Raw genomic sequence first — 17,834 nt, 5'->3', positions numbered from 1 at the left:
GACCAGTTTCGAGAGATGAGCGCCGCGCAACACCAGCGCGGCGCTTTTGGCGTTTTGGCTTACCAGGAGCACCACAGTGGGATTTGACCTCAATACGATCGAGATGCGCTGCCACGCCGAGACCGGCGTCAACTTCGAAATCCTTCACCCCAAGACAGGCAAGCCGATCGTCGACGGCGACGGCAAAACGCTCTGGATCAACATGAGCGGCTCCGATGCCTCCCGCATCAAGAGCGCGGTCGACGAGCGCGCCGCGAAACGGGAAGCCGAGGCGAAGGCAGCAGCGGCCAAGAACGAGCTGGTGCCGCTCCGCACCTGGCAGGACAACGAAGACGACATGATCGAGGATCTCGTGCTCCTGACCAACGGCTGGTCGGACAACTGGGTGCTCGACGGCAAGCCGTTCCCGTTCAGCAAGGAGAACGCCGCGATCCTCTATCGCCGCTTTCCCGAGATCGCGGCGCAGATGACGAGCCGCGTCACCGTGCGCCTGAATTTTTTGCCGACCTCTGCGAGCGCTTGAGGACATGCGCAGAGGTCAGGCTCTACACGTCCCTCGGCCTCGAGGCGCATGTCGCCGGCGTCGTGGAGCCGGTCCTGTCGCCTGCGGCGCGGCAGGTCTGGCGCTGGTTCTGCCAGATGCATGATCTCCGCGACTATTCGCGCATCACCGAGCCGGTCACGATGCCCGATCAGCGCCTCGGCTGGCAGGTGAAGTCGAAGGTGCTGCGGCTCCATCCGGAGCGCATCGAGGCCTGGATGCGGCTGCGCGCGATCGTGCCGGAGCAGTGGCACCTCGCCGCGCTCGATCTGATCGATGAAATCTACGTCAAGCTGAAGAACGATCCCCCGCCTCCAGCTGTCGCCGCGACCGGCGCGAACATCCTCGCGATGTTCCGCGCGCTCGGCATGAAGTCGAAGACGAAAGCCTTAAGAGATGGCCGACCTCCCTCCGATAAACCTTAGGGTCAACACCGGGCCCCTCAAGGATTTTACCGACGCCTCCAAGCAGGCGAAGCAGGGACTCGGCGATCTCAACGCGGAGATGGCGAAGACGAAGCCGGCCGCCGACCAGGCGGCGTCAGGACTCGACAAGGTCGGTCAGTCAGGCAAGCAGGCCGCGGCGGGAATCGATCAGGCGGCGAAGTCGGCCGAGCAGTTCACGGCGCGCACCTCGAGCCTCGCCCGCGGCCTCGAGGCCCTGCCGGCCGGATCGGCCAAGGCGGTCCAGGCGGCGGAACAACTCGCAGCCTCGCTGATCAAGCAGACGGACGCCGCCGGCAAGGCGATTCCGGTCAGCCAGCAGCTCGACCAGATCGTCGCCAAGACCGGCGTCTCCTATACGCAGGCCTCTCAGGCGCTGCAGGGCGCGATCGCCGCGCATAATGCGGCGTCGACAGCTACTGCATCGCACGCGAAGTCGGCGCAGAACCTGGCTGGTGCGGCCGGAGGTGCAATTCCGCCGGTTGTCAATCTCGGGCAGGCCGCAAGCACGGCAGGCAGCGGTATCGGCGGCCTTGGTACCGCGGCGCGATCCAATGGGTTCCTGCTCGAGGGATTGGCCGCCGCAGCTGCAGCAACGGTCCTAGCTATCCAGAAGGCCGGAGATGAGGTTGTCCGGCAGAACTCACGCTTCACGGCCATCACCGGGAGCGTCAAAGAGGGCGCCGCTGCGTATGACACCATCCGGCAGAGCGCCTTAAGGACCGGATCCGATATCGGATCATTGGCCTCCGCAGTCGAGCTTGCGACTCAGGGCGTTGGCAAAATGAGCACCAGCTGGCCCGTGATTACCAACGGCGCCAGTCAGTCCTCCCAGGAAATCCAAAAGCTGAAAGGAGCGTTTGAGACCCTTAACACGGTCATGCGGATTTCTGGCTTCACGGCGCAGGAGCAGGCAGAGGTGCAGGCAGCGCTCGCCAAGGGCATTCAGCAGACCGGCGGCCTGACCGAAAATACGTTCCAGCAGATCAGGGACCTCTCCCCGCAAGTCGCCCGGGCCATTTCCAGTGCTTTCGGCTACCAGGACATTGACCAGTTTCAGAAGCAGTTGGCGCGCACGCCCATCTCGCTTGCCGACTTCGAGAACGGGATCGTCAGGATTAAGCCGAAGGTCGATGCGGCCTTTGACCCGAGCAAGCCAAAGACCTACGGACAGGCAATCGACGACCTCAACAACGAGTGGAAGAAGCTACTCACCACTCTGTCTGATGATGGCGCGTTCAACTTCGTCACCACTGAGTTGGCGAAGTTCAGAAGCGACCTGAAGGGGCTTGAGGCAGAGATAGAAAACGTCATCAGTTGGTACAACCAGCTGAAGTCGGCCACCGGCAATGCGGTTGGGGCAGGCAACTCCGGAGCCGGCGCTTTTGGGGGTGTTGAGGGGGCCTCGCTGGCGGCGCCGCAATATGGCGGAGTCGGCTTTGGTGGCGGCAGCGGCCCGCAGCCCGCCACCACGACCGCCGGCAACGGTTTCGACTTCAGCCAGATGTCGACCGATTACGCCTCGATGGTTGCCGAAGGTACCTATCCGGCCTTTGCGCAAGGCGGCGGGTTTACCGTCGGCGGCTCCGGCGGCGTCGACTCGACGCTCGTCAAGTTCTGGGCGACGCCTGGCGAGGAAGTCGAGATCAAGACGCCGGCGCAGGCCGTGTCATCCGGTGCGCCGAAGTCGAGGTCCGGGATCAGGGCGTTCGCGGACGGCGGCAGCCTGACGGTCGAGAACACCCTCGGCGATCTGCTTCCAGACGGCCGCGGCGACGCCATGGCCGCCAGCGACGCGACATCGGCCAAGATTTCTGCATCACTCAAGGAGCAGACCGCAGCGCTCGGCGAGCGCATCAATGCCGAGCGGGACACCGTCGTTGCGTCGATCGCCAAGTCGGCATCGGACATCATCACAGCCATCAAGGCGATTCCCACCGTCGCGACCGGCAGCACCTCACCCCCCTCGGCAGCCACAACGCCGGCGCCGACTGCCGGCGCAACGGGCACCGGTGGGACCGGCGCATCATCGACCGCATCTGGCGGAGGCGGCGGCGGTGGCGGCGGTGGTGGTGGCAGCGTCAAGTGGCCGGAGGATGACTGGTTTGCCACCGACGACCAGAAGAAGAAAAAGGCTGGCAGCTCTCAAAATTCTCAGCAGCAGGCTCCGTTGCTTTCGGCGCGCGATGCCATTGCTGCCGCGCTTGGCTCCGGCGTATCACTTGGTCAAGGCGGCGGCGTCAGGGGCTATCAAGGCACGTTCCCCGTCACCGGATCAGGCATCGACCCGTTCACCGGCAAGCCGGTCACACAGAGCGATGGTCGGTCGATCAGCCGTGTGCCGGACACCCAAAAGACCGACCTCAAGCAGCAGACCGATACGCTCAAACAGTCGCAGGACGCCGGCTCGAAGTCGATTGCCGACCAGGTCAAGAGCAATACCGATCAGACCAAGTCGATCGGAGAGCAGACCACCTCGTCGCTCGACGATATCTCCAGGTTTTCCTCCGATCAGCTCCAGCGCCTCGGAACCGTCGATCAGTCTACCAAGGCCGGCACTGACGCGACAAAAGCCGGTACTGATGCCACGAAGACAGGCTTCGGCGACACCAAGGCCGGCCTCGGCGAGGTCAAGGACGCCAGCGCGCAGACCAACGAGAGCGTCGGCAAGACGACCGATGCGGTTTCGAGCGGCTCTGGTAACATCGTCGACTCCGTCAATTCGGCCGCCTCCTCGATCGCGCAGGCACTCGGCAGCGCCGTCAGCAACGCCAGCGCCTCGACGAGCGGCAACAGCGGCTCATCAGGCTTCGGCGGCTCTGTCTCAGGATCCAGCTCAGGTTCGTTCAGATCGGGATCGTCCGGTTTCGGGGCGGATATTGCGGGCGGCTCCGGCTACTCCGGCTACTCGGGTTCTTCGGGCTCGTCATCCAGCAGTTCGTCGAGTAGCGGCAGCAGCGACGGCGGCGGCTACCAGCCCGACGTCTTCAGCGGCTTCGGGTCGGCCGACTACGGCACCGCTGCGGAGTCCTTCGCGAGCGGCGAGACCGCCATGGCGACCGGCGGCCAGTGGACCGTGCCCGGCCCCGGCCACACCGACACGCAGAAGGTCGAGTTCTGGGCGAGCCCCGGCGAGATCGTGACGGTGACGCCGCCCGGCGGCACGCCGCCGGCGAATCCGGCCTTCGGCTTCACACCGCAGACGAAGAACGGCGCCAAGGCATTTGCCATGGGCGGCCAGATGACGCTCGGTGAGGAGATGGGAACGCCGGCGGTGTCGAAGTCGTCCGCCGATCTGATCTCGTCGCATGTTGCCAGCATGCTGTCGGACCAGTCGCAGGCGATCACCAGCAAGATCACAGACGTTGGCTCGACGATCGTGAATGCGGTCGCGGATTCGACCAAGAGCGTTCAGTCGGCGATTGCCAACGTCGCCCGAGCGATACCGGACCCGGTGCCACCGCAAGCTCCGACTTCCAGCGGTGGCGGCGGATCAGGTGGCAGTGCTACTGGTACAGAGCAGACACTGCATCAGAAGGTGACGGCCGGGAATTATCCCGGCGGCTTCAAGAACTGGCGCAGCATCCCGTTCTTGGCGGATGGCTACCAAGGTATTCAGGACTGGAACGACCCGAGCAATCCGGCGGCGTCGTACTATGCAAACATCGTCGGTCAGGCGAGTCTTGCGGGCTATAACTTCTCGGACTTCAGCGTCCAGAAGTTCGCCACCGGCCAGAAGCAATACGCCGTCGGCGGCCAGTTTATGGTCGGCCGTGAGGGCCTGCCGGCATTTGCCACCGGCGGACAGATGACAGTTGACGCCGGCTCGGCGCCGTCGGTCGGCACCGACATTGTGGCCTCAGGTCTTGACAGCAAGACGAACTCCATCACCGCCAGCGTCACGCAGGGCATGGACGCGATGGCGTCGCGGATCGTCAGCGCGATCAACAGCAGCAACAATGCCGTAATTTCCGGCGTGAACGGCATCGGCGCCCGGTTCGACGCGTGGAAGAACTCCGTGAACACCAGTGCGAAGACCGGCACGGCGGCCTCGTCGGCGCCGGCGTCGAGCGCCCCAGTGGGGCCTGATCCCGCAGCCGTTGCAGCCTCACTGGCCCAGCGAAACGCGGCGATGGCGGCGATCACGACCCACGGCATGGCCGAGGGTGGCGTGCTGACGGTGCCCGGTGGCGGCGGCGGCACGGATTCCGTCGACGTTGCGGTGAAAGCGGCACCCGGGGAGAAAATCTTCGTCATGCAGCCGGAGCAGGCTGAGAGGCTGAAGCAATCCTCGAAGCTGCAGCACGTCACTCCCGAGCCGTTAAAGGACTTCCTCGGCGACAGCGTGCCGATACCAGGCGGCGGCTTCGCGTCGATGGGATCGATGATGGATGGCCACCCGGTCGGCGCTGCGGTTGCTGCCGGGTCATCCGGCGGCGCGGACGGCGACTGGAAGAAGGTCGATATCCACGTCTATCCGGGTGTTACGGCCGACACCTTCATCAAGTCCCGCGCTGAGGTCATGGGGGCGATGCGATGACCGTATCGGTCCCGCAGATTCCGAACGAGATCGCGGCCGGCGCGCAGGTCACGTTCACGCAGGACGTTGCCAAGAGCACCAGCGAGGGCGGCAACTCGAACCGCAAGGAGATGCGGAAGATCATCCGCAACTACACGGTCACAATCAGCCCAGAATACTCAGACGAGATGCAGGCCATCATCGAGTCGACCAGCGTCGCCCGGTATCCCGTCGCGATCATGGACCCGCTGCTGTTCTCGATCGTCAATGAGCCGGCAGTGATCCAGCCGGGCGGCGCGACGGCCAAGATCGTCAAGACATTCCAGCCGTCAACTGGGACAGTCTCGCGACAGAAGCGCATTCTCCTTCCGGTCCCCGCCACGCTCAGCGTCCTGATCAATGGCGTCGCAGCGACGTCTGGAGCGGCAACGCTTGCGGACTACGGCATCCTCAATCTCAGCCCCACGCTCGATCCAGACACTGACCTCGTCGAGGTGACCTGCCAGTTCTACACGCCGTGCTGCGGCCTCGACGCGCCGTCGGCAACGGCCTTTGGCCGGGTCGGCTCGGCGGTCCAGTACCAGTTCACCAGCATGCGCTTTGAGGAGATATTCGAGGCCGAGTTCGTGGAGCTGACCTCGTGAGGTCGTATCCGTTCGACGCGCTCAAGGCGCGCGGCCTCCACGCGCTGATCCAGATCGATATGTTCGTCGGGAACCTCCGCCTGACGACCTATTCCGAAGATGTGGTCGTCGACGGCGAGACATGGTACGCCAAAGGCGGCGTCAACATCACCCAGATCGCCTTCAACTCGGACGGCACCCCGGCGGCCGCCGACATCCGCATCGTGCCAGACGGCGTGTTCGTGCATTCGAGCTGGGGTTCGCGCGGCTATCTCGAGGGGCTGACCATCACGGTCAAGCTGTTCGACGTCGGCAACAAGGCCGCCGGCGGCTACAACATGCTGCCCGGCACGGTGATCGGGTCATGCTCCGAGGATACCGACGGCAACATCATCATCGGCACGCAGGGCAGGCTGGCGCTTCTGAAGGCCAATCTGCTCGAGGTCCACACCATCACCTGCAAGGCCGTGTTCGGGGACGACCGCTGCAAGATTCCCCTCGACGTTCCGCAGGTCACTCGCAACACCCACTACATCACCAAGACCCCGCTCAGCAATTGGGTGGTGACGCAGCAGGTCTTCGCCCGCGTGTTCCAGGCCGGGTCGTTTCACGACCTCGTCTACGAATGCACGACCGAGGGGATCACGCACCCGACGACGCAGCCTACATATCCAACCACCGTTGGCGGCACGGTAACGGACGGAACGGCCGTCTTTACCGCCCGCGCGGCAAGGCTGGTCGCCGCCACGGGGCAGGCGCTCGACTTCTACAATATCCAGCTCGACGCCGATCCGAGTCCCGAGCCCACGACACTCGGCAAGATCATCCCGCAGAGCGGCCCGCTGGCGGCCATCAAGATTCCGATCAGGGCCTACGATTCAGGAACCATGATCGTGACGACGTTCGAGCCATTCGCGCCGTCGAGCTTCCCGCCCGGGACGAGTTTCCTCGTTCATCCCGGATGCGACAAGCTCTGGACGACATGCAGCGGCACATATGGAAACGGCGACAACTTCCGCGGCGTGCCCTACGCCCCGACGTCCGACGATACGATGGCGAGGGCGTAAATGTCCTACCTGGTGCCTGACGGCAGGGGCGGCTACGCCCCGGCGCAGTCCTACGACCCGTCGCAATACACGGCATCGGCAGCGCCCGCGTCGTGGGGCACGCACTATGCCGACGTCAGCATCCTGACGCCCATCAGCATCCTCGCTCCAGTCAGCCCGGCCGCGACCACGACGCCGGCGCCGACCACGCCGGCCTTCCAGCAGTTCTCCGCCAACACCATCGGGACCGTGATCCCGCTGGCCATGGGCAACGTCCGCCTTGCCGGTCAGCCGATCTGGGACGGCGGCATCGAGGCCACGGCCACCGCCGGCGCGTCCAGCTTCGTGTCGATGTGCTGCGCCTATTGCGAGCCGATCGACGTCGCAGAGCCGATCCGCATCCAAAGGATGTGGGCCAACTCCACGCTGTTTTATGACTATTCGGCAGGCGGCGTCATCACGGTCGCGAATCTTTCGCCAGAGGACCAGCAGGCACTTGCCGACTGCGTCTCGACGATGGAGTTTCATGCGGGCGGCCCGGGCGAGTTGCCGAGCCCCATCATGGAAGAGTTCCTTGGTGCGGGGAATGTCCCGGCCTATCGCGGTCTGCGGACCATCGTCTTCCCAAACTTCCCGATGGCAATCGCGAACAACGCGGTGCCGAATATCAGCGTCGAATTCCGGCGGACCGATACGACGCTGCTCAATGTCAGCGACTGCCTCAACGGCGTCATCGCCGCGGCATTGGCGCGGCGCGGCTACGTCGGCTATCAGTCGGTCACCGGCATCGACGACCAGTGCTACGGTGTGATCGTGACCAGCCAGGGCTCGGTGGGCGACTTCCTCACCTCGCACAAGGACATCTACAATTTCCAGATCCTCGACGGCGATCACATCAAGATCGTGCGGCGCGAGGTCAACTCGTCGCTGGTGATCGACTTCGACGTTGATGAAGCTGACCTCATCCGGACCAATGGGTCGCCGACCATATCTTTCAGCCGGGCGACCCCCGACCAGGTCCCGGTCGGCGTCAACCTGACGTACCCGGACTTCAACCGCGGCTTTGATCTCAAGCCGGAATCGGCGCTGCATGAGGGGACGTCAGCCTCCACCCTCATCAGCTCACTCTCATCCTCATTCGTGGTTGATTCCACGACGGCGCGCGATCTTGCCTTCACCATCCTGTACACCTTGAGGGCCAAGGGCCTCCGCCTCGCATATGAGATGACCGACACCCGCGTCGAGGCCGGAGACACTGTCCAGATCACGACGACGAGCGGCGACCTCTACGTCACGCTGGTCGAGAAACAGACCCACACCAAGAACCGGACGGCGCAAGTCCAGGCTCTGAATCTGCTGACGGCAACCGGGGTCGACGTCAGCGGAGATTCTGGGAGCAGCGGCGGCTCCAATACCCGCCTCAGTTGGCCTGCGGACGTCATGCTGGCGGATTTTGTCGTCGATTCCGAGCGCGTCTACGCGGCGGCGGAATTCCCGATCTATGCCTCGGTGAACAGCTGGCCAACTCCACAGCTCAGGATCGGGTCATCCAAGTACAAGGCGCTCGATCAGAGCGACGTCGCCGGCGCCAACTGGGGCCGTGCGAACTACCCCGTCAACATGTTCGAGGACGATACCTACGTCTATTGGCTCGATCATGGCTATCTCTGCCTGTCTCGTCTGCCAAAGACGGCGACCACGATCACCGGCATCCAGACATGGACGGTCCCTGCGGGCTTCTATGATGGCGGAGCCAGCCCACACAACGTCAATACGAACACGGCCGGAAACTACGGCTTCACCTTCCGCAACGGCAAGCTGTACCTGCCGTGGATGGGCGGGTTCAATGGCTCGGCGTTCGCGAGCAGCAACGACATCAAGCTTGTTGTCCTCAACATCCAGATGTGGGGCGATCAGACATCCGCAGCGTGGGAACTCCACGACGTCTATAGCTTCGCCTCTGGCGACACGGCCTACACGGCAGCCGGCTGCGTCATCCTCGACAATGACCTCGTCGTCATCCCGGCCACCTCTGGCCTTGTGACCGGGACCAAGTTCTGGTCGTCCGACGTCGCCGACCTAACGGTCTGGTCCACCAATCTCTCGACCTTCACGCTCAAGAATTCGGAAACCCTGATCAGCCACGGCGACGTCTTCTACGGTGCCGAGGAAAATGGCAGCACGGGGCGCGCCTACGAGAAGCACCGCATTGCCCTCTGGGACTTCTCGTCAGGCTTCAGCGAGACTGTCGTCAACCTGACCGATGACCCCAACGTGGTTGCCATCAGCCAGGTGCGCGGCTGGGGGTGGCGATCGGACACCCACTTCTTCGTCTTCTGCAACCACACGAACTACAACTATTTTACAGACTTCCCGGTCCGCGCGCCCCGGCGCTACATCGCTCGCCGGAAGCTCAGCGACGGCTCGGCCGACGGCGGAGCGTTCGTCGACGAGATCATCTGGAACGGCTTCGACTTCTACGGCTTCCGCGGCCGCTATTTCAACGGCAAGAACTACATCCATTGGGATGCCTTCGCCCGTAACCACACGCGGCTTACGGAAATCAGCGAAAGCCTCGACCCGTCGACGGCGGTTCACTGGTGGCCGAAGCAGACAGCGACGCCGACGAACGACAGCTTCGCCTCGGCGCGGCTGATTGAACTCGACCAACTCGTCCAGGTCGACATGCGGTACGGCACGACAGAAGCGGCCGAGGACGACCCGCCGTGGGCCGCGCCGACTACGGGATCGGTCAACGACCCCTATACCTACCGGAACGGCCACTCCATGTGGCACAAGTTCACTTCGACGGTGACGGGTACGGTCACCGTCACGCTCGACGCCACGCTCAGCACAATTAAGGCCATCACATCTCCGAGTGACCGGCAGCTCGGTGTCACGGTGTGGACCGGCTCCGTCCTGGGGTCTCTGACGGCGGTCGCCCACTACACGCCGCGATCGATCGGCGGCACGGGCACGGTGTCGTTCACGTTCTCCGCTGTATCGGGGACCGACTACTACATCTCGACCCACGCGTACTCAGGCTCGCCCCCTGGCGCCACGAATGACGTCTTCGGCGGAGCGTTCGACCTCGACACCCAGGGCTTCGGCATCACCACCCTGAAGCTGACGGTGTGAACCAGAACAAGGAGAAATGCCCATGTTCGTCATCAAGAACGTGACCACCATGCCGTTGCCGATCGACGGGGTGTCGGTCGAGCCCGGCGAGCAGCTGTCGGTCACGACGCTGTCGACCGACATGGTCGCTGCGCGCGAGGCCGGCAAGCTTCAGGTCAAGGATGCTGCGACCACGCTCGAGGAGCGCAAGGCCGACGTCGACGGGGTCAAGCCGTTCAAGGTCGGCGATCCCGCGATCGACGAATAGAATTCGGAAAATTCGCATCAGCACCAGCCGCCCTCGAGGCGGCTTTTTTATTGTCAGGGAGCAAGAGCGATGGTCGATCAGTTCGGCAAGGATCATTCGTGGCAGGACGCCATGAAAATCTACCTGAAGTTCGAGGGCGGCAAGGACGATGATCCGGTCGACCCCGGCGGCCGCACCAACCAGGGCGTTATCCAGCGGGAATTCTCCGCATGGCTGCGAAAGAACGGCAAGCCGAACCGCGACGTCTTCACCATGACGGACGCGGAGCGTGATGAGATCTACTGGGAGAACTACGGCCAGAAGGTCCGCTTCAACGAGCTGCCGCCTGGCGTCGACCTCGTCGTAGCCGACGGCGCCATCAACTCGGGCCCGTCGCAGTCTGTGAAATGGGTCCAGCGCGCGCTCGGCCTCACCGCCGACGGCGTGCTCGGCAACGTCACCCTGCAGGCCATCCTCAACTATCCGGACCACGACGACCTGATCGCAAAGGTAGTCGAGCGGCGCAATGCGTTCCTCCGCTCGCTGAAGACCTTCTATCATTTCGGCAAGGGATGGCTTTCCCGCACCTCCCAGCTGCAGAAGATCGGCCAGGCCTGGGCCATGGGCAGCGTCGGCCCTGCCGTCGCATGGTCGCCGAACATGAACAAGAAGGCGACCATCGTCGACGCGCAGCCGCTGGTGTCCACCGCTCCGTCGGACGCGACGACCGCCGGCGGCGCCGTCACCACGACGCTCACCACCGTGCAGTCCACCCTGCAGCCGCTCCAGGGCGCCTCGCACTTCGTCGACCAGGCGCTGACTGCCATCATGGTGCTCGGCGCGCTGGCGACCGCCGGCGGCCTGCTATGGGCCTGGTACGCGCGGCGCAAGAATTCTGCACTGACCGATGCGCTCGACCTCGCGCCCGCTCCTGCTGTCAACGACAACGACATCGTGCCCGACGAGGTCAAGGCGCAGTACGTCGACCCCACGGCTCGAGGCTCCGAGACCGGCAACATCGCGCCCGGGACGGTGACCACCTCCGGCCGGCAGGCCGGCGACACCGAGGACCGCGTGAACCCGCCTGCCCCGATTCCGGCTGGGAAGCAGAGCGCGGCGTAAGGAGGCCGGCATGATGGCAGCCGCGATCGATCTGAGTATCTGGTTCAACTGGATCGTGGACCACATCCCGCTCTGGGTGTGGCTTACGATCGCGGCCGCCGGCGCGGGCGCAACCTTCTACTTCTTCTCGCCGATCCTGCTGCCGATCTGGGCGGCACTGCCGGCGCCTGTGCGCGTCGCGCTGATCGGGGTCGGAGCCGCGCTGCTCGCCTTCCTCGGCGGACGCTACCGCGGACGAGCTAATGCCGAGGAAGAGGAGCGCCGGCGCAACGCCGATGCGCTGGCCAAGAGAACGGAGGTCGACCGTGAAGTCTCAAATCTCTCTGACAAGCAGGCTGAGGACCGGCTTCGCGATCGCTGGTCTCGCGATTAGCCTGTCGGGCTGCGGCGGATCGGTGTGCACGGGCTGGTCGGCGATCTATGTCTCCAAAGACGACCGCCTGACGCCTGGCACATCCAAAGCGATCCTCGGCCACAATGAGTACGGCGAGCGGCTCGGGTGCCCGGCGTTCAAGCCGAAGTGAGCCCGTGGCGGCTCGTCGCCGCGCCTTTGCACGATGGAAGGTGAAGGTCGCTAATGACCGATTTTCAGATGGCGATGCTGGCACTCACCGGCGGCGGATTTCTCCTGACGTGCGCAACGGTGATCGTTTCGGTAACGCGCGCGGTTTCCAAAATCGAGAAAGACACCTCATCCAAGATCGCGGACGAGGTGATTGCCAGAACGAACGCCATCGCCGAGAGCCGTCGTCAGACTGAAAAAGCGCTCGCCGACGCCGTCACTTCGCGGAATACAGACATGACGAACATTCGCGATGACATGGACGCCATGTTCCGGGCATCCGATGACCGCGTCAGGGAAATCGCGAACGCGCTGCGAGGATTCACGGAGACCGTGGAGAAGGACGTCCATCGGGTCGAGAAGTTTGGCTTGCAATACTACGTGCAGAAGCCGGAATTCGAGCGGGCAATCGGTCAGATCGGCTCCGACCTGAAGGCTGGTTTTGCCGAGCTCAAGACCGAGATTCGCGAGTTCAAGACCGAGATGAAGGAAGACATCAAGGAAGCGAGATCGGAACACAGAAGCTAGAGCTTCATCCGCACTGCGATTGTGGCGCCCCGCTCGGCTCCGGCCGGCGGGGCGCTTTTTGCGTTTCTCAGGCCATGCCGGGAGGCGTGTTCGGGTCGGGCTCGCCGAGCAGGATGATGTTCGCGAGCGCCGCCATCAGGACGGCATTCCGTGTGAAGACGGCATTCTCCACGCGCACCGCCAGCACGGTGTGCGTCTCGTTCTTGGCGATGATCCTCGCCTCGGTGTCGAAATCGATGCTCAGATCACGTTGGTCTCCGCCCTGCGTCATTGCAAAACCCCGTACTGTTTTCTGAAATACTGCCGCACGCGCATCAGACCTTGAAAAATTGTCGCCATCCGCGTTTCGGTCTGTGCGCGTTCATCTCAACACATGCACGCTGAGGTCGACAACAGTCTTGGTGTCCAAAATGGACGCGACGAAAGGCGAAGCATCATCATCGCAGCTTCTCATGAGTTGCGCGCACCAGCCTGACGAGAGGTGCAGCTTGATCATTTCGGGACAGTTGGTCGAGCCGCTTTGCCGTCGTCCGGTAGGTGCCGCCGACCTTGTCGACGATGCCGAGCCTACGCAGTCGCGCGAGGCGGCGGATGAGGGTCGCGCGCGGCATGCCGACAAAGGCCGCGAGCCCGCTGGCCGTCATCGGCCTGCCCTCGACCGTGCTGATGTAGACTGCCGCGCCGATCAGCAGCAGCCCGATGCGCGATCCGAACTGATGCTGCATCTCCGGCGCCACGGTCCTATGCAACTGGCGCGTGAGCTCGACCCAGAGGCGCGTGACGTGGTAGAGCCTGGACTTGGTCAGCACCGGCGGCAGCCCTCCTCGCTGCTTGGCTGGGCACGGCTGGTGCCGGGCGGTTGATATTCAGCAGCAGAGCTTGCTGACCCCCGTTATTGCCGCCACGCAGGGAGCGACCCTGCGCTGCTACTAGCGGTTATTCGTGGGGCCGCCCGGCCTATGCCGGCAGTTGAGCTCTGCTGCCTTATCTCGCGGGGGCGGATATCAAGCCGCGCTCCGCGAGCGGAGGGGAGTATCACATCAGGTTCGGTGGTTTTCGAGAGACCAGAGGTTGCGTAACCGGTTCCTACGGCAGATGCTGCCGCGCACGCAACAGGAATCCCGTCACGACTGCTTCCGCATCTGGTCGAACAGCTCCTGGACCTCGGTCAGGCGCAGCTTCGATCCCTTCGGCATGTGCTCGAGCAGCATGTGCCTGGCGCGCGCAGCGATCTCCTCACGCCGTGTTACATCATACTCGGCGTGGTAGGCCTGCATCTCGGCGATGAACTGTCGGGCGACCTCAGGCGGGATCTCGAGCGGCTTTCGGCTCAATGGAGGCGTCGGCTTGCGGCTCATGGCCGGTACCGTGCCGGCCGCACATAGGTGACAGGATCGGACCTGATCTCGCCGCCCTTCTTGCCGCATGCGCTGCAGGTGAAGCTGGGCTCGACATCCGATAGCCGGACGTGGTCCGGCCAGCGGTCGGCGCTCATCGTGACATTGTGGCTGCAGGCGAAGTCCCGGCAATAGACGATGATGCCGCGATGGCCCTGCTCGCGCATCTCGCCGAAGGTGATCTTGACGGGGTAGGATCCGGCCACGTCAGCGGCGCCCGGTGGTTTTGCAAATGACCGGGAACTGGCCGGAAACAAGCGGATCGAAAAACGGGTCCATTGCAAAACCGGTCGAGGAATTTCAACGGGATAGCCCAGAACTCATTAGGCTACCGTTACACCATTCCCCAAGAAAGGCCCTGATATCAACAGCTTAGCTGGATGTCTGGACATCTCGGTACAGCGGGTTCGCCTGCCAAATCAGCGGTCCGCGCGAGAGCGACCTTCTACCTGCTTGGTCCCACGCTTGGCAAGCATTGTTGGCGGCGAATGGGCGTGAAAATCGCGGCCGGTGCGGCGTGTGGGGATGCGGCCCGGCTCCCCGGTCGCGGCGTCAGAGACCCGCACAAAGGAATTCAAGCAGCACGGAAAGATCTGTGGCAAGCAATGCCCCGGCGCAAAACCCTACGGTGCCGAGCGCAACCGCGCCGATCCAGCCGTGATGCGCCCATCCATAGCTCGCGCCGACCAGGGTAGCGAACGAGATCACGGCAATCGCCCACACGATGTGGACGGCGACCTTCAGCACCTTCAGCACCTTGAGCATTCGTGACCCGCAGCAAACGCCACTTCGATGCGCTTCCATCCATTAGGTCGGTCGCGCAAGCGGCACGTTCAAGCGGCCTGACAAAGCGCCGCACCGCCAACGTTGCCGCGGGCGGTGCGCGAGACTGAATGGATCGAGCCAGCCGGCGCTCGCTGCCCCGGCTCAGTACAGCCCGCCGGTGCCCGACCGCATCACCGCCTGCCCCGAATCCGGCGGCGGCTGCTGGGTGCCGTCGATCACATCGGTGCCGGCGACCAGCGTCGGGTCGTAGGCCGGCGGCGCGCTGCCCGGCTTGAACGCTTCGAGCACCACGCCCTTCTGACCGGCAGCCGCGCGCAGGCCGGTCTTGGCGTCGACCAGGACGAGGCGGATGCCGGCCGGCTGCTTGAACGGGGTTGCGGGCTTGTCGGCCAGCGCGAGCTTCATGAAGTCGCGGGCGATCGGCGCTGCGGTGTGGCCGGCCTGGGCGTTGCGGCCGAGCGAGCGCGGCTTGTCGTAGCCGACATAGAGGCCGACCACGAGGTCAGGCGAGAAGCCGACGAACCACAGATCCTTGGCCTCGTTGGAGGTGCCGGTCTTGCCGGCGATCGGCTTGCCGACCGCCTTCAGCGCGGTACCGGTGCCGGCCTGCACCACGCCCTCCATCAGCGAGGTGATCTGGTAGGCGCTCATGGGATCGAGCACCTGGTCGCGATGGTCGACCAGCTGCGGCTCGGCCTGGTTCTTCCAGCCCTCCGGCGCGTCGCAGCCGCGGCATTCGCGCTGGTCGTGCTTGAAGATGGTGTGGCCGTAACGGTCCTGGATGCGGTCGATCAGGGTCGCCTTCACCCGGCCGCCGCCATTGGCGATCATCGAATACGCCGTGACCATGCGCATCACCGTGGTCTCGCCGGCGCCGAGCGAATAGGACAGATAATTCGGCAGCTCGTCATAGACGCCGTAACGCCGGGCGTATTCGCCGATCAGGGGCATGCCGATCTCCTGCGCCAGCCGCACCGTCACGGTGTTGCGCGACAGCCGCAGCGCGTTGCGCAAGGTCATCGGCCCCATATACTTGCCGGCATCGAAGTTTTCCGGACGCCAGATGTTGCCCTGCCCCTGGTCGATTTCGATCGGCCCGTCGACCAGCACGCTCGAACCCGTGTAGCCATTGTCCAGCGCCGCCGAATAGACGATCGGCTTGAACGTCGAGCCCGGCTGCCGGTAGGCTTGGGTGGCGCGGTTGAACTGGCTCTGGTCGAACGAGAAGCCGCCGACCATCGCCAGCACGCGGCCGGTGCGCGGATCCATCGCCACCATCGCGCCCGACAATTCGGGAATCTGCCGCAGCCGATACTGGCCTTCGACGCGCTGGCCGTCCTTGTTGTAGAGCGGGTCGGCGTAGATCACGTCGCCGGGCTGCAGCACCTGCGCCACCGAGCTCGGGTTCTTGCCCTTGTACGGCCCGGAGAGCGCCCTCGCCCAGCGCACGCCCTCGAGCGTGACGATGCCGGTGTCGCGCTGCTTGCTGACGGCGCCGCCGAGCTCGCGGCCGGGCTGGAAGCCGATCCGCGCCGACTGGTCGTTGCTCTCCAGCACCACCGCCATCCGCCACGGCGAGATGTCCGACAGCGACTTGATCTCGGCGAGCGGCACGCCCCAATCGCCGGTGATGTCGAGCTTCTGGATCGCGCCGCGATAGCCCTGCTGCTCGTCATAGTTCACGAGCCCGGTCACCATCGCCTTGCGCGCCATCACCTGCACCTTGGGATCGAGCGTGGTGCGCACCGACAGGCCGCCTTCATACAGCTTCTTCTCGCCGTAGCGATCGAACAGGTCGCGACGGACCTCTTCCGAGAAATATTCGCCGGCAAAGGTGTGCGCGCCGTTGGAGCGGTTGGTGACGGTCAGCGGTTCCTTGCGCGCCTTCTCGGCGTCGGCCTGGGTGATCCAGCCGTTCTCCTGCAGGCGGTCGATCACGTAGTTGCGCCGCTCGATGGCGCGGGCGCGGTTGCGCACCGGATGCAGGCTCGCCGGCATTTTCGGCAGCGCTGCCAGATACGCGGCCTCCGAGACCGAGAGCTCGTTGACCGACTTGTCGAAATACACCAGCGAGGCGGCCGCGATACCGTAGGCGCCGAGGCCGAGATAGATCTCGTTGAGATAGAGCTCGAGGATCTTGTCCTTGGAATAGGCCTTTTCGATTCGCATCGCGACCAGGGCTTCCTTGATCTTCCGGGTGAACGACACCTCGTTGGTCAAGAGAAAGTTCTTGGCGACCTGCTGGGTGATGGTCGAGGCGCCCTGCGGACGGCGGTTGGAACCGAAATTCTGGATGTAGGCGACGCCGGCGCGGGCCATGCCGGTATAATCGACGCCGCCGTGCTCATAGAAATTCTTGTCCTCGGCGGCGAGGAACGCGTTGATCACGAGCTTCGGCACCGCCTGGATCGGCAGATAGAGCCGGCGTTCCTTGGCATATTCGCCGAGCAGCGCGCCGTCGGCCGCGTGGATGCGGGTCATCACCGGCGGCTCGTAGTTCTGGAGCTGCGAATAGTCCGGCAGGTCCTTGGAAAAGTGCCAGAACGCCCCTGCCACTGCGGCTAGGCCAGCCAGGAACAGGATGGACCCCGCGGTGAACAGGAATCCGAAGAACCGTAACAGAAATCTCATCGACCAGATTTTCCGTGGCGAATACGTGGCTCGTTCTGAGCCCGTTGCGCTGCCACACAGGCGGTCCGGTATATCGGTCGCCTCCCGGACCTGCAATTCGACGCGGGAGAATTATAGAGGCCCAAACGTCAAACTAATGCCATAGAGCGCGGCTCGGGCGCGGCGTCCAAATCAGCGCAATGGGCCGCAACAGGCGATGGCTCCGCGCGGCCGGAATCTCCAGCCTCAACCACCGGGCCTGCGCCAGCGGGGAGCGGAGTCCGTGCCCGCCC

Annotated in this window: 17 protein-coding genes; 10 read left to right on the top strand and 7 right to left on the bottom strand. The window is 64.1% G+C overall.

Annotation, left to right across the window (positions count from 1 at the left end; all coding sequences use genetic code 11):
• Positions 1-76 precede the first annotated feature (76 nt).
• Genes XH93_RS17760 through XH93_RS17740 form a run of 5 tightly spaced genes read left to right on the top strand, consistent with a single transcriptional unit; the run spans position 77 to position 7,193 of the window.
• On the top strand, positions 77-523 hold the full coding sequence (locus tag XH93_RS17760) for a hypothetical protein (RefSeq protein WP_194474518.1): 447 nt from the start codon (positions 77-79) through the stop codon (positions 521-523).
• The gene (locus XH93_RS17755; RefSeq protein ID WP_194474517.1) at positions 520-966 is read left to right on the top strand and encodes a hypothetical protein; all 447 of its coding nucleotides are present in this window, start codon (positions 520-522) and stop codon (positions 964-966) included. The genes XH93_RS17760 and XH93_RS17755 overlap by 4 nt, the downstream gene beginning before the upstream one ends.
• Positions 938-5,524, top strand: coding sequence for a tape measure protein (locus XH93_RS17750; RefSeq protein WP_194474516.1), 4,587 nt, complete (start codon positions 938-940; stop codon positions 5,522-5,524). Before XH93_RS17755 ends, XH93_RS17750 begins: the two co-directional genes overlap by 29 nt.
• A complete protein-coding gene (locus tag XH93_RS17745) occupies positions 5,521-6,147 on the top strand; it encodes a hypothetical protein (RefSeq protein WP_194474515.1) in 627 nt (208 codons plus the stop codon). Before XH93_RS17750 ends, XH93_RS17745 begins: the two co-directional genes overlap by 4 nt.
• Positions 6,144-7,193: a phage BR0599 family protein gene (locus XH93_RS17740; protein ID WP_194474514.1), complete on the top strand. Its 1,050-nt coding sequence runs from the start codon at positions 6,144-6,146 to the stop codon at positions 7,191-7,193. Before XH93_RS17745 ends, XH93_RS17740 begins: the two co-directional genes overlap by 4 nt.
• 104 nt (positions 7,194-7,297) lie before the next feature.
• On the opposite strand, the gene XH93_RS41900 is transcribed toward XH93_RS17740, so the two are convergent.
• A complete protein-coding gene (locus tag XH93_RS41900; RefSeq protein WP_210340493.1) occupies positions 7,298-7,438 on the bottom strand; it encodes a hypothetical protein in 141 nt (46 codons plus the stop codon).
• On the opposite strand from XH93_RS41900, the gene XH93_RS17735 reads away from it, so the two are divergent.
• The 5 genes from XH93_RS17735 to XH93_RS17715 all read left to right on the top strand — a co-directional run bounded on the left by XH93_RS17735 (position 7,422) and on the right by XH93_RS17715 (position 12,748).
• Positions 7,422-10,310, top strand: coding sequence for a phage tail protein (locus XH93_RS17735; protein ID WP_210340492.1), 2,889 nt, complete (start codon positions 7,422-7,424; stop codon positions 10,308-10,310). The genes XH93_RS41900 and XH93_RS17735 overlap by 17 nt on opposite strands.
• A gap of 22 nt (positions 10,311-10,332) precedes the next feature.
• The gene (locus XH93_RS17730) at positions 10,333-10,557 is read left to right on the top strand and encodes a hypothetical protein (protein WP_194474512.1); all 225 of its coding nucleotides are present in this window, start codon (positions 10,333-10,335) and stop codon (positions 10,555-10,557) included.
• A 69-nt stretch (positions 10,558-10,626) separates the two neighbouring features.
• A complete protein-coding gene (locus XH93_RS17725; protein ID WP_194474511.1) occupies positions 10,627-11,658 on the top strand; it encodes a glycoside hydrolase family 108 protein in 1,032 nt (343 codons plus the stop codon).
• A 13-nt stretch (positions 11,659-11,671) separates the two neighbouring features.
• On the top strand, positions 11,672-12,031 hold the full coding sequence (locus tag XH93_RS17720; RefSeq protein WP_194474510.1) for a hypothetical protein: 360 nt from the start codon (positions 11,672-11,674) through the stop codon (positions 12,029-12,031).
• Positions 12,032-12,235: 204 nt separating this feature from the next.
• Complete coding sequence (locus XH93_RS17715) at positions 12,236-12,748, top strand: hypothetical protein (protein ID WP_194474509.1); 513 nt, start codon at positions 12,236-12,238, stop codon at positions 12,746-12,748.
• A gap of 67 nt (positions 12,749-12,815) precedes the next feature.
• On the opposite strand, the gene XH93_RS17710 is transcribed toward XH93_RS17715, so the two are convergent.
• The 6 genes from XH93_RS17710 to XH93_RS17685 form a co-directional block, all read right to left on the bottom strand.
• Positions 12,816-13,019, bottom strand: coding sequence for a hypothetical protein (locus tag XH93_RS17710; protein ID WP_194474508.1), 204 nt, complete (start codon positions 13,017-13,019; stop codon positions 12,816-12,818).
• 166 nt (positions 13,020-13,185) lie between these two features.
• Positions 13,186-13,557: a helix-turn-helix domain-containing protein gene (locus XH93_RS17705; RefSeq protein ID WP_194474507.1), complete on the bottom strand. Its 372-nt coding sequence runs from the start codon at positions 13,555-13,557 to the stop codon at positions 13,186-13,188.
• Between the two features lie 315 nt (positions 13,558-13,872).
• Complete coding sequence (locus XH93_RS17700; protein ID WP_194474506.1) at positions 13,873-14,106, bottom strand: hypothetical protein; 234 nt, start codon at positions 14,104-14,106, stop codon at positions 13,873-13,875.
• Positions 14,103-14,351 (bottom strand): hypothetical protein, encoded by a 249-nt coding sequence (locus tag XH93_RS17695; RefSeq protein ID WP_194474505.1) that lies wholly within the window; start codon positions 14,349-14,351, stop codon positions 14,103-14,105. The genes XH93_RS17700 and XH93_RS17695 overlap by 4 nt, the downstream gene beginning before the upstream one ends.
• A gap of 346 nt (positions 14,352-14,697) precedes the next feature.
• Complete coding sequence (locus tag XH93_RS17690; protein ID WP_139861446.1) at positions 14,698-14,910, bottom strand: hypothetical protein; 213 nt, start codon at positions 14,908-14,910, stop codon at positions 14,698-14,700.
• A 162-nt stretch (positions 14,911-15,072) separates the two neighbouring features.
• Entirely contained in the window at positions 15,073-17,562 is a 2,490-nt protein-coding gene (locus tag XH93_RS17685) for a penicillin-binding protein 1A (RefSeq protein ID WP_194474504.1), read from the bottom strand.
• Positions 17,563-17,834 lie beyond the last annotated feature (272 nt).

The sequence above is a fragment of the Bradyrhizobium sp. CCBAU 51753 genome, from assembly GCF_015291565.1.
Classification (GTDB): domain Bacteria; phylum Pseudomonadota; class Alphaproteobacteria; order Rhizobiales; family Xanthobacteraceae; genus Bradyrhizobium; species Bradyrhizobium ivorense.
Note: the sequence above shows the minus strand (reverse complement) of the source record. Positions and strands in the feature narration are given on the sequence as shown.

Excerpts from the sequence above, each read along its gene's own strand:
- XH93_RS41900 (WP_210340493.1), bottom strand. The coding sequence starts at position 7,438 with ATGGCCAGCGGGATCACGGTCCCGATGGTGTTGGCGGAGAACTGCTGG.
- XH93_RS17720 (WP_194474510.1), top strand. The coding sequence starts at position 11,672 with ATGGCAGCCGCGATCGATCTGAGTATCTGGTTCAACTGGATCGTGGAC.
- XH93_RS17715 (WP_194474509.1), top strand. The coding sequence starts at position 12,236 with ATGACCGATTTTCAGATGGCGATGCTGGCACTCACCGGCGGCGGATTT.
- XH93_RS17730 (WP_194474512.1), top strand. The coding sequence starts at position 10,333 with ATGTTCGTCATCAAGAACGTGACCACCATGCCGTTGCCGATCGACGGG.
- XH93_RS17725 (WP_194474511.1), top strand. The coding sequence starts at position 10,627 with ATGGTCGATCAGTTCGGCAAGGATCATTCGTGGCAGGACGCCATGAAA.
- XH93_RS17690 (WP_139861446.1), bottom strand. The coding sequence starts at position 14,910 with ATGCTCAAGGTGCTGAAGGTGCTGAAGGTCGCCGTCCACATCGTGTGG.
- XH93_RS17700 (WP_194474506.1), bottom strand. The coding sequence starts at position 14,106 with ATGAGCCGCAAGCCGACGCCTCCATTGAGCCGAAAGCCGCTCGAGATC.
- XH93_RS17685 (WP_194474504.1), bottom strand. The coding sequence starts at position 17,562 with ATGAGATTTCTGTTACGGTTCTTCGGATTCCTGTTCACCGCGGGGTCC.
- XH93_RS17750 (WP_194474516.1), top strand. The coding sequence starts at position 938 with ATGGCCGACCTCCCTCCGATAAACCTTAGGGTCAACACCGGGCCCCTC.
- XH93_RS17745 (WP_194474515.1), top strand. The coding sequence starts at position 5,521 with ATGACCGTATCGGTCCCGCAGATTCCGAACGAGATCGCGGCCGGCGCG.
- XH93_RS17710 (WP_194474508.1), bottom strand. The coding sequence starts at position 13,019 with ATGACGCAGGGCGGAGACCAACGTGATCTGAGCATCGATTTCGACACC.